The organism is Nocardia rhamnosiphila NBRC 108938 (assembly GCF_000720425.1).
Lineage (GTDB): Bacteria > Actinomycetota > Actinomycetes > Mycobacteriales > Mycobacteriaceae > Nocardia > Nocardia rhamnosiphila.
The window spans coordinates 581515-590606 of record NZ_JOAJ01000009.1; the positions used below are offsets into that span (position 1 = coordinate 581515).

Consider the following 9092-nt stretch of genomic DNA (forward strand, 5'->3'; position numbering starts at 1 on the left):
CAGAATCGGGGGCGGGCCCCGAGGCTCACGTCACTGTCAGTGCTCAATGGTCGCCATTCTCTGGACGGTCGACTGCACACGCTCAGTCGCTGCGCTCCTTCGCTCCGTCGGTCCAGAATCGGGGGCGGGCCCCGACCACTGAGGTGGACCGTCCGGGGGGCTGGAAAATGAGGATCTCATTTCGGAGGCGGGCACGCCTCCCTATCCTTTTGGGCTTGTCAGGGCGTAAGTCTTAGGCTGTCGAGACGGATTTTTTCCACCAGCAGCTAGAGAAGGCAGGACCGTGCAGGACTCCCGCGCAACCGAGACGGCCGGGCAGAGCTCGGTAGACCACGGCGCAGCCCAGGGCCGCGCCGGTGATACGCCCGCCCATCGGTACACCGCCGAGCTCGCCGGGGAGATCGAGCGCCGGTGGCAGCAGCGGTGGAACGAGCGCGGCACCTTCTTCGCCCCGAACCCGGTCGGCCCGCTGGCGGGCGAGGTCCCGGCCGACAAGCTGTTCGTCCAGGACATGTTCCCGTACCCGTCGGGAGCGGGGCTGCACGTGGGCCATCCGCTGGGCTATATCGCCACCGATGTGTTCGCCCGCTACCACCGGATGCGGGGCCGCAATGTGCTGCACGCGCTGGGGTACGACGCGTTCGGTCTGCCCGCCGAGCAGTACGCGGTGCAGACGGGTGCGCATCCGCGCGACACCACCGAATCCAATATCGCCACCATGCAGCGGCAGCTGGACCGGCTGGGCCTGGGGCACGACCGGCGGCGTTCGTTCGCGACCACCGACCCCGAGTACTACAGGTGGACGCAGTGGATCTTCCTGCGCATCTACAACGCCTGGTACGACCAGGAGATCGGCCGCGCCCGGCCGATCGCGGAGCTGGAACAGCAGTTCGCCACGGGGGCCCGGCCGGCGCCGGACGGTAAGGACTGGGCGAGTATGCCCGCCGCCGAACGCAATGCCCTGCTCGACTCGTACCGGCTGGTCTACCAGACCGATTCGGTGGTGAACTGGTGTCCCGGGCTGGGCACGGTGCTGTCCAACGAGGAGGTCACCGCAGACGGCCGCAGCGAGCGCGGCAACTTCCCGGTGTTCCGTAAACGTCTGTGGCAGTGGATGATGCGGATCACCGCCTACTCCGACCGGTTGATCGACGATCTGGACCGGGTGGACTGGCCGGAGAACGTCAAGGCCATGCAGCGCAACTGGATCGGGCGCTCGCGCGGTGCGCGGGTCGAGTTCGCCACCGCGGCAGGCGATGTGGAGGTCTTCACCACGCGCCCCGACACCCTGTTCGGCGCGACCTATATGGTCCTGGCCCCCGAGCACGAGACGGTGGACCGGTTGGTCGCCGCCGCCTGGCCCGACGGCACCGATCCGCGCTGGACGGCCGGTAGTGCCACACCGGCCGAAGCCGTGGCGGTTTACCGCAAATCCATTGCCGCGAAATCTGATCTGGAGCGCCAGGAGAACAAGGACAAGACCGGCGTATTCCTGGGCGCCTACGCCACCAACCCGGTCAACGGCGCGCAGATCCCGATCTTCATCGCCGACTACGTGCTGAGCGGCTACGGCACCGGCGCGATCATGGCGGTGCCCGGCCAGGATCAGCGCGACTGGGATTTCGCGACGGCCTTCGGCCTGCCGATCATCCGGACCGTGCGCCCGCCCGCGGATTTCGACGGCGAGGCCTACGCGGGTGACGGGCCGGCGATCAACTCCGATTACCTGGACGGCCTGACCATCGCCGACGCCAAGGCCACGGTGATCGCCCGGCTGGAGGCCGACGGCCACGGTGCGGGCACCGTCCAGTACAAGCTGCGGGACTGGCTGTTCGCGCGGCAGCGGTACTGGGGTGAACCGTTCCCGATCGTCTATGACGAGGCCGGGGCGCCGCACGCGCTGCCGGAATCGATGCTGCCGGTGCGGCTGCCCGAACTCGACGATTTCGCGCCCGTCACCTTCGACCCCGACGACGCGAACTCCGAACCGTCCCCGCCGCTGGCCAAGGCCACCGACTGGGTGGAGGTCGAGCTGGATCTGGGCGACGGCCCGCGCCGGTACCGCCGGGACACCAATGTGATGCCCAACTGGGCGGGTAGCTCCTGGTATCAGCTGCGCTACGCCGATCCGACCAACTCCGCGGAGTTCTGCGCCAAAGAGAACGAGACCTACTGGCTGGGCCCGCGGCCGGCCGAGCACGGCGCCGACGATCCGGGCGGGGTCGACCTGTACGTCGGCGGGGTGGAGCACGCGGTACTGCATCTGCTGTACGCGCGGTTCTGGCAGAAGGTCCTGTTCGATCTGGGTGAGGTGAGCGGCAGCGAACCGTATCGCCGGCTGTTCAACCAGGGCTACATCCAGGCCTTCGCCTACACCGACGCGCGCGGCGCCTACGTGCCCGCCGCCGAGGTGACCGAACGCGACGGCCGGTTCTACTGGACCGACGCCACGGGCACCGAGGTCGAGGTGCAGCAGGAGTACGGCAAGATCGGCAAATCGCTGAAGAACGCGATCGCCCCCGACGAGATCTGTGATCTGTACGGGGCCGACACCTTCCGCTTCTACGAGATGTCGATGGGCCCGCTGGACACCTCCCGGCCGTGGGCGACCAAGGACGTCATCGGCGCGCACCGGTTCCTGCAGCGGGTGTGGCGGCTGGTGGTGGACGAGGAGACCGGCGCGACCCGGGTCACCGAGGGCAATCCCGCCGACGAGACGTTGCGGCTGCTGCACCGGACCATCGCCGGTGTCGACGAAGACCTGGCGGCCATGCGCGACAACACGGCGGGCGCCAAACTGATCGAACTGACCAATCACCTGACCAAGGCCTACCCCGGTGGCGCGCCGCGTTCGGCGGTGGAACCGGTGGTGCTCATGCTGGCGCCGCTGGCCCCGCATATGACCGAGGAACTGTGGGAGCGGCTGGGGCACACCCACTCACTGGCCCACGGGCCGTTCCCGGTGGCCGATCCGGCGTTGCTCACCGCGGAGACGGTGGAGTACCCGATCCAGGTCAACGGCAAGGTCCGCAGCCGGATCCAGGTCGATCCGGAGGCCGACCGGGCCGCGATCGAAGCGGCCGCGCTGGCCGACGAGAAGATCGCCGCCCTGCTCGACGGCAAAGCCCCGCGCAAACTGATCGTGGTCCCCGGCCGGTTGATCAACATAGTCGCGTAACAGTGACGGCCGACACGGTGGCCTGGGCTTTCCCGGGTCTCCGTGTTGGCCGGTCGTTAATCCGTCGGTCTCCTGAGACTCGCCTGGGTGGGCTAGCGTGCGTGCGTTCAGCCCGGAACAGGAGTCCACTGTGAAACCTCTAGCGCTCTTTGTCGCCCACGAACCCGCGGGTTCGCGGTCTCGCGTCACCTGTCAGTACAAATGCGGAAACGCCTGCTTCCACGAGGTGCCCAATACCTCGACGAACAGCTACTTCGGGGATATCGTCGCGGGGATCTCCCGGCGGCGCCTGCTGCAGGGCAGTGCGGCCGCGGTGGTCGCGATCGGCGCGGCGAGCGCGCTCGCCGCCTGCGGCGACGGGACCGAGATCGGTCCGGCCGCGAATTCCGAGGGTACGGGCACCGGGTTCGCGCCGGTCGCGCCGAACACCGAGGACGCGCTCGTCGTTCCGGAAGGTTACGAGCAGGGCGTCGTCATCCGCTGGGGTGATCCGCTGTTCGAGGACGCGCCCGAATTCGATTTCTTCGGCCAGACCCCGGCCGCGCAGCTGAAACAGTTCGGCTACAACAACGATTTCGCCGGCCTGCTGCCGATCGAGGGGCAGCCGGGCAAGTACCTGCTCGTGGTGAACCACGAGTACACGACCGAACAGTTCATGTTCCCCGGATACAAGCCCGAGGCGATCACCCGGGAGCAGGTCGAGATCGCGATGGCGGCCCACGGCCTGTCCGTTGTCGAGGTGCACGGCGACCCCGGGACCGGCCGGTTGCAGCCCGCGTTCGGGAAGTACAACCGGCGCATCACAGCGACCACCGAGTTCCGGCTCACCGGCCCCGCGGCCGGCAGCCCGCTGCTGAAGACCTCCGCCGATCCCACCGGCACGAAGGTCCTCGGTACGGTCAACAACTGCTCCGGTGGGGTGACCCCGTGGGGTACGGTCCTGTCCGGCGAGGAGAACTTCAACGCCTACTTCGTGGGTAAATCCGCCGATCCGGTGGCGGCGGCGCGGCTGAAGCGGTACGGCATCGGCGAATCCGACGCCCCGCACTACTGGGAGAAGTTCGACAGGCGTTTCGATATCGCCGCCGAACCCAACGAATCGCACCGCTTCGGCTGGGTGGTCGAGGTGGATCCGTGGGACCCCGCCTCCACCCCGGTCAAGCACACCGCGCTGGGCCGGTTCAAGCACGAGGCGGCGAATATCCACGTCGCCGCCGACGGCACCGTCGTCGCCTACACCGGTGACGACGAGCGCTTCGACTACATGTACAAGTTCGTCTCCTCGCGCAAGGTCGAACCCGGCACCGGGGCCGCGAGCCGCCGCCACAATATGACCATCCTGGACGCCGGCACCCTCTACGTCGCGAAACTCACCGGCGACCATCCGGACCGGATCGACGGCTCGGGCACGGCCCCCTCCGATCAGGGTTTCACCGGCACCGGGCAGTGGATCCCGATCCTGCGCACGGCCGAGGACGGCCGCGGCGAATCGCTGGTGGACGGGATGACCGCCGAAGAGGTCGCGGTGTTCACCCGCCTCGCCGGCGACAAGGTGGGCGCCACCAAGATGGACCGCCCCGAGGACTTCGAGGCCAACCCCAAGACCGGCAAGGTCTATGTCGCGCTGACCAACAACGACAAGCGCGGTACCGACGGCAAACCCGGGGTCGACGAGGCCAACCCGCGTAACAAGAACAAGAACGGCCAGGTACTCGAGCTCACCGACGATCACGCGGGCACCTCGTTCACCTGGTCCCTGCTGCTGGTCTGCGGTGACCCGGCCGCCGCCGACACCTACTTCGCGGGCTACGACAAAACGAAGGTCAGCCCCATCTCCTGCCCCGACAACCTCGCCTTCGATCCCTACGGCAACCTGTGGATCAGCACCGACGGCAATGCGCTCGACGCCAACGACGGACTGTTCGCGGTGGTGCTGGACGGTGACCGGCGTGGCGAGACCAAACAGTTCCTGTCGGTTCCGATCGGCGCCGAGACCTGCGGTCCGGTGATCACCGAGGAGCGGGTCATGGTGTGCGTCCAGCATCCGGGCGAAACCGACGATGCCTCGGTGGAGAACCCGGCCTCGCACTGGCCGGACGGCGGAACGACCCAGCCGCGCCCGGCCGTGGTGGCGGTCTGGAAGTCCGGGGGCGGCCGGATCGGCGTGTAAAAGGTACGCGGCGTACGGGGCTAGCCGCTGCCGGTGAGCCCGCCCATCCGGGCGAAGCGGGCGAAATCGCCCTGTGCGCCGCTGTACACGTTGATATCGGTGTTGCCGTGGATACCCGGGATCGAGCCGGAGTCGGTCTGCTGCCAGAAGGTCCACGCGGGCCAGCGCCCGGGTACCTCCGGTTCGGCGCGGTCACGATAGTCGGCGATCCACAGCGGGTAGCGGTGGAACTGGTCGCTGTCGGCCATCGCGGTCTGCCAGAACCGCGGATAGGTGTAGACGATCGGCACGCGTCCGGTGAGGGTCTGCACGGTGTCGAGGTAGCGGTGGGTCCAGTCGATCAGCGCGCCCGGCGCCAGACCGCCGGAATGCTCGATATCCAGGACCGGCGGCAGATCCAGCGGCCCGTTCTGGCCGAGGACGATCGTCGCGTAGAGGGCCGCCTGCGGTTCCGGCGGGAGTTCCGGGCGGGCGTAGTGGTAGGTACCGCGCGCCATCCCGGCCAACCGCATCTGCAGACTGTCCGGAACGAAGAACGGGTTGACGTAGTCCAGGCCTTCGGTGGCCTTGACCATGGCGAAACGGTGACCCGCCGCGCGGACGGCGAACCAGTCGATGAGCCGTCCACCGCCGTGTTGCCAGGACGAGACATCCGGGCCGGTGGGTTCCGCGTGCGCGGGCGCCGAAACGAACGCGAGGCCCGCCACCAGCGCGAACGTCAGCATGGCGAGGCCGGTGGACCGGCGTCGGGTTCGAATGAAGCTGCCCGGCCCCAAGCGCGAGCCGGACTTTCGCACGGTCGATCTCAATCGGGCAGTTTTCATGGACCCGACCCTAGGCACGCGGACCGGGACTCCCCGGTATTACACCGCCGTGTCCGGAGGTCCCGCGGTGGTCCGATTTCGGATGGTCGGCATTTGTGGCCGGGCCCGTCCCGGGGACACAGTGACGGAGCGAATACGACATGCGACCGGCTGTCCACGGAGTGGCGAGGTGCTCCGGGCCTACCGAGGTTGGTCGAGGTGTACGTCCGTGTACATCTTTCGGCTACTCCGGGTGGTCAGTATTGATGGTCGGGGCCCGCCCCGTGTCCGGGCCGACCGGCGGAAAGGAAGGCCCGGGCCCCGAGTCCGCCTGCTGTAGGCGGGACGAACGATTGCCGAATCGTCGTGGCGTGGCCGGGATCCGGTCCGGATACTGGATTCAATATTGTGCGGAGCCGGAGGTGGGTTATGCGCACTGTCGGATGGTCGGTGGCGGAACGGCAACTGTTCGTGGGCGAGACCTGGGGTGTCTCCGGCCCCGCGTTCCTGCTGCTCTACCTACCGATCGCGGTCGTCGCCGTGGTGATCGGATGGCGGCTGCGGCACCGGATCGTGCACGCGCCCGCGTCGGCTCCACCCGGTGAACTGACCGCACCCGAACTCGGTCTGCTGACCAGCGATCGGCGGGCGGTGATGGCTTCGGTCGCGCTGTTGCGCGGTCACGATCTCATCGACGCCGGTGGTGGTCCGGCCGGGAACGCCGCAGCCACGGTCACGCTGGATCCGTTCACCGTCGCGGTCCGCGACCGGCTCGGCGAGTCGAAGGCGGGCATCACCCTGATGACCGCTCGGCTCCGGCCCGAACTGGACCGGATGCGTGAGGCACTCGTCGACCGCGGCTATCTGGCCGACCGCCGGTACATCGGGCAGTTGCGGGAGGCCGCACTGCCGATTCTGGTTGTCGGCCTGTTCGGGGTGGCCCGGCTGATCACCGGTCTGATCAACGGCAAGCCGGTGCTCTTCCTCCTGCTCGTGCTGATCGTGCTGGGCATCGCCGGATGGCGGGTGGCGGCGCCGGTGCGGGTCACGCCCGCGGGCCGGGCGGCGCTGGCGGAGGCCACCGGCGGCAACCGGTATCTGCGCCCGGCGAACGCGCCCTCGTATCAGACCTACGGACCCGGGGCCGCCGGGCTGGCGGTCGCGCTGTTCGGCGTGCAGGCGTTGGTGCTGCTCGATCCGGCGCTGAACAACGCCATGTCCGGGTACAGCGCGGAAGGTGTATCCGGGGGCGATTCCGGTGCGGGCGACACGGGTGGCGGCAGCGGCTGCGGTGGCGGCAGCAGCTGCGGTAGCGGCTGCGGCGGTGGTGGGGGCTGTGGCGGGGGCGGCTGCGGTGGCTGACCGGTGACCGGGCCGCTACCGGAAACCGCGCTCGGAATCGGCTGGCGACCGGAGATCTGCGGTGTGATCGACCGGCTGGACGGGCTCGATTTCTGTGAGGTCATCGCGGAATCGCTACGTGCGGGCGCCCGCGGTGGGGTCGAGGTGCCGGTGGAACTGGCGGCGCTGCGCGACCGAGGTACCGCTGTCGTCCCGCACGGCATCTCGCTGTCGCTGGGCGGTGCCGAGCCGGTGGACGGGCGCCGCATCGAACATCTGGCCGCCTGCGCGCGGGCGGTATCGGCGCCGCTGGTGAGCGAGCACATCGCCTTCGTGCGGGCGGGTGGGCTCGAGGCCGGTCATCTGCTGCCGGTGCCGCGCAGCCGGGAAGCGCTCGACGTACTGTCCGCGAATATCACCCGGACCCGGGCCGGTATGGACGTGCCGCTCGCGGTGGAGAACATCGCGGCGCTGTTCGACTGGCCCGACGACGAATTCAGCGAAGCGGAATTCCTGACCGAGATCGTCGAACGCACCGGGGTGTACCTGCTGCTCGATATCGCCAATGTGTACGCGAACGCGCGCAACCGGGGCCGTGATCCGCGCACCGAACTGCGGCGCCTGCCCACCGAGCGGATCGCCTACTGCCATATCGCCGGCGGCCACGAATCCGGCGGTCGCTATCACGACACCCATCTGCATCCGATACCCGCGGAGGTGCTCGCGCTGGTCACCGAGTTCGTACACGATCACCCGGTTCCGCTCATGCTCGAACGGGACGGTAACTATCCGCCTGCCCACGAGCTGCTCGACGAACTGGACGCGATAGCCAACGCCGCGGCCCGCGCACCGGTGACCGCGGTCGCCCGGGCGGGATTGCGGTGACGAACGCGCAGGCCCCCGGATTGGCCGATCGGCAGGCGGCCCTGGTGCGTGCCCTGGTGGCGGGGGAGCCGGTTCCGGCGGGTTTCGATCCGGCCGCGGTGGGCGCGGCGGCACATGCACTGCTGCACAAACGGGCCCGGGAAGTCGCGGCCCGCCATCCCGGCCTGGTGTACGCCACCGGTCCGGATTTCACCGGGCGGTTCGTCGAATGGGCGCGGAACCGCCCGAAGGATGGAACTGTGGCCGACGCCCTGCGGTTCGCCCGGGAGTGCGGTATCCCGTGGCCCGCGTCGCGTCCAGGGGTACCGGCTCCGGTCTCCCGGTTGCTACGGCGACTTCGTTCGCGCTGACCGGGGGTCGTCGCTTACGCCATGACCGTGGTCCGGTGCTGCGGGCCGATTCGGCCGGTACGTTCGCACATGTCATGACCGGTGTTCGTCGTGACGGATGCGCTGGTGGCCGTTTCCGCGCCGAGTGGACCTCGGCGCGTCGACCGCTCCTACCCGTATGAGTCTTACTACGGCGCCGGTGAGGTGGACGCCGAACGTGCTACCGCCGCCGTAGTCCCCGGAGTCGGCGGCCTACGTCGCGACTGCCCGGCGAGTGGTGACTGCGTGGCACCGGGATCACCGGCAGGCGTAGTAGTACGGCTTGTAGGCGCAGATGTCGAGGTAGCCGCCCTGGTCGTTGTCGTAGGTGAAGCTGCGCTGGGCCG

6 protein-coding genes are annotated in these 9092 nt (G+C 68.8%); 5 read left to right on the forward strand and 1 reads right to left on the reverse strand.

What is annotated here, in order from left to right:
- Positions 1 to 283 precede the first annotated feature (283 nt).
- Positions 284 to 3178 (forward strand): leucine--tRNA ligase, encoded by a 2895-nt coding sequence (gene leuS / locus IG75_RS0129390; RefSeq protein WP_030524600.1) that lies wholly within the window; start codon positions 284 to 286, stop codon positions 3176 to 3178.
- A 130-nt stretch (positions 3179 to 3308) separates the two neighbouring features.
- Positions 3309 to 5348 carry a PhoX family protein gene (locus IG75_RS0129395; protein ID WP_030524601.1) on the forward strand — a complete coding sequence of 680 codons (2040 nt, stop codon included), beginning with the start codon at positions 3309 to 3311 and terminating at the stop codon, positions 5346 to 5348.
- 20 nt (positions 5349 to 5368) lie between these two features.
- Here the strand turns inward: IG75_RS0129395 and IG75_RS0129400 are convergent, their stop codons facing one another.
- Positions 5369 to 6073 carry a glycoside hydrolase family 25 protein gene (locus IG75_RS0129400; protein WP_030524602.1) on the reverse strand — a complete coding sequence of 235 codons (705 nt, stop codon included), beginning with the start codon at positions 6071 to 6073 and terminating at the stop codon, positions 5369 to 5371.
- Positions 6074 to 6580: 507 nt separating this feature from the next.
- On the opposite strand from IG75_RS0129400, the gene IG75_RS0129405 reads away from it, so the two are divergent.
- Genes IG75_RS0129405 through IG75_RS0129415 form a run of 3 tightly spaced genes read left to right on the forward strand, consistent with a single transcriptional unit; the run spans position 6581 to position 8727 of the window.
- Positions 6581 to 7513, forward strand: a complete 933-nt coding sequence (locus IG75_RS0129405; RefSeq protein WP_051715017.1) for a TIGR04222 domain-containing membrane protein — start codon at positions 6581 to 6583, stop codon at positions 7511 to 7513.
- Positions 7514 to 7516: 3 nt separating this feature from the next.
- Complete coding sequence (locus tag IG75_RS0129410) at positions 7517 to 8377, forward strand: MbnB/TglH/ChrH family RiPP precursor modification enzyme (RefSeq protein ID WP_030524604.1); 861 nt, start codon at positions 7517 to 7519, stop codon at positions 8375 to 8377.
- Positions 8374 to 8727, forward strand: coding sequence for an SCO6045 C-terminal-like domain-containing protein (locus tag IG75_RS0129415; protein WP_063834203.1), 354 nt, complete (start codon positions 8374 to 8376; stop codon positions 8725 to 8727). Before IG75_RS0129410 ends, IG75_RS0129415 begins: the two co-directional genes overlap by 4 nt.
- Positions 8728 to 9092 lie beyond the last annotated feature (365 nt).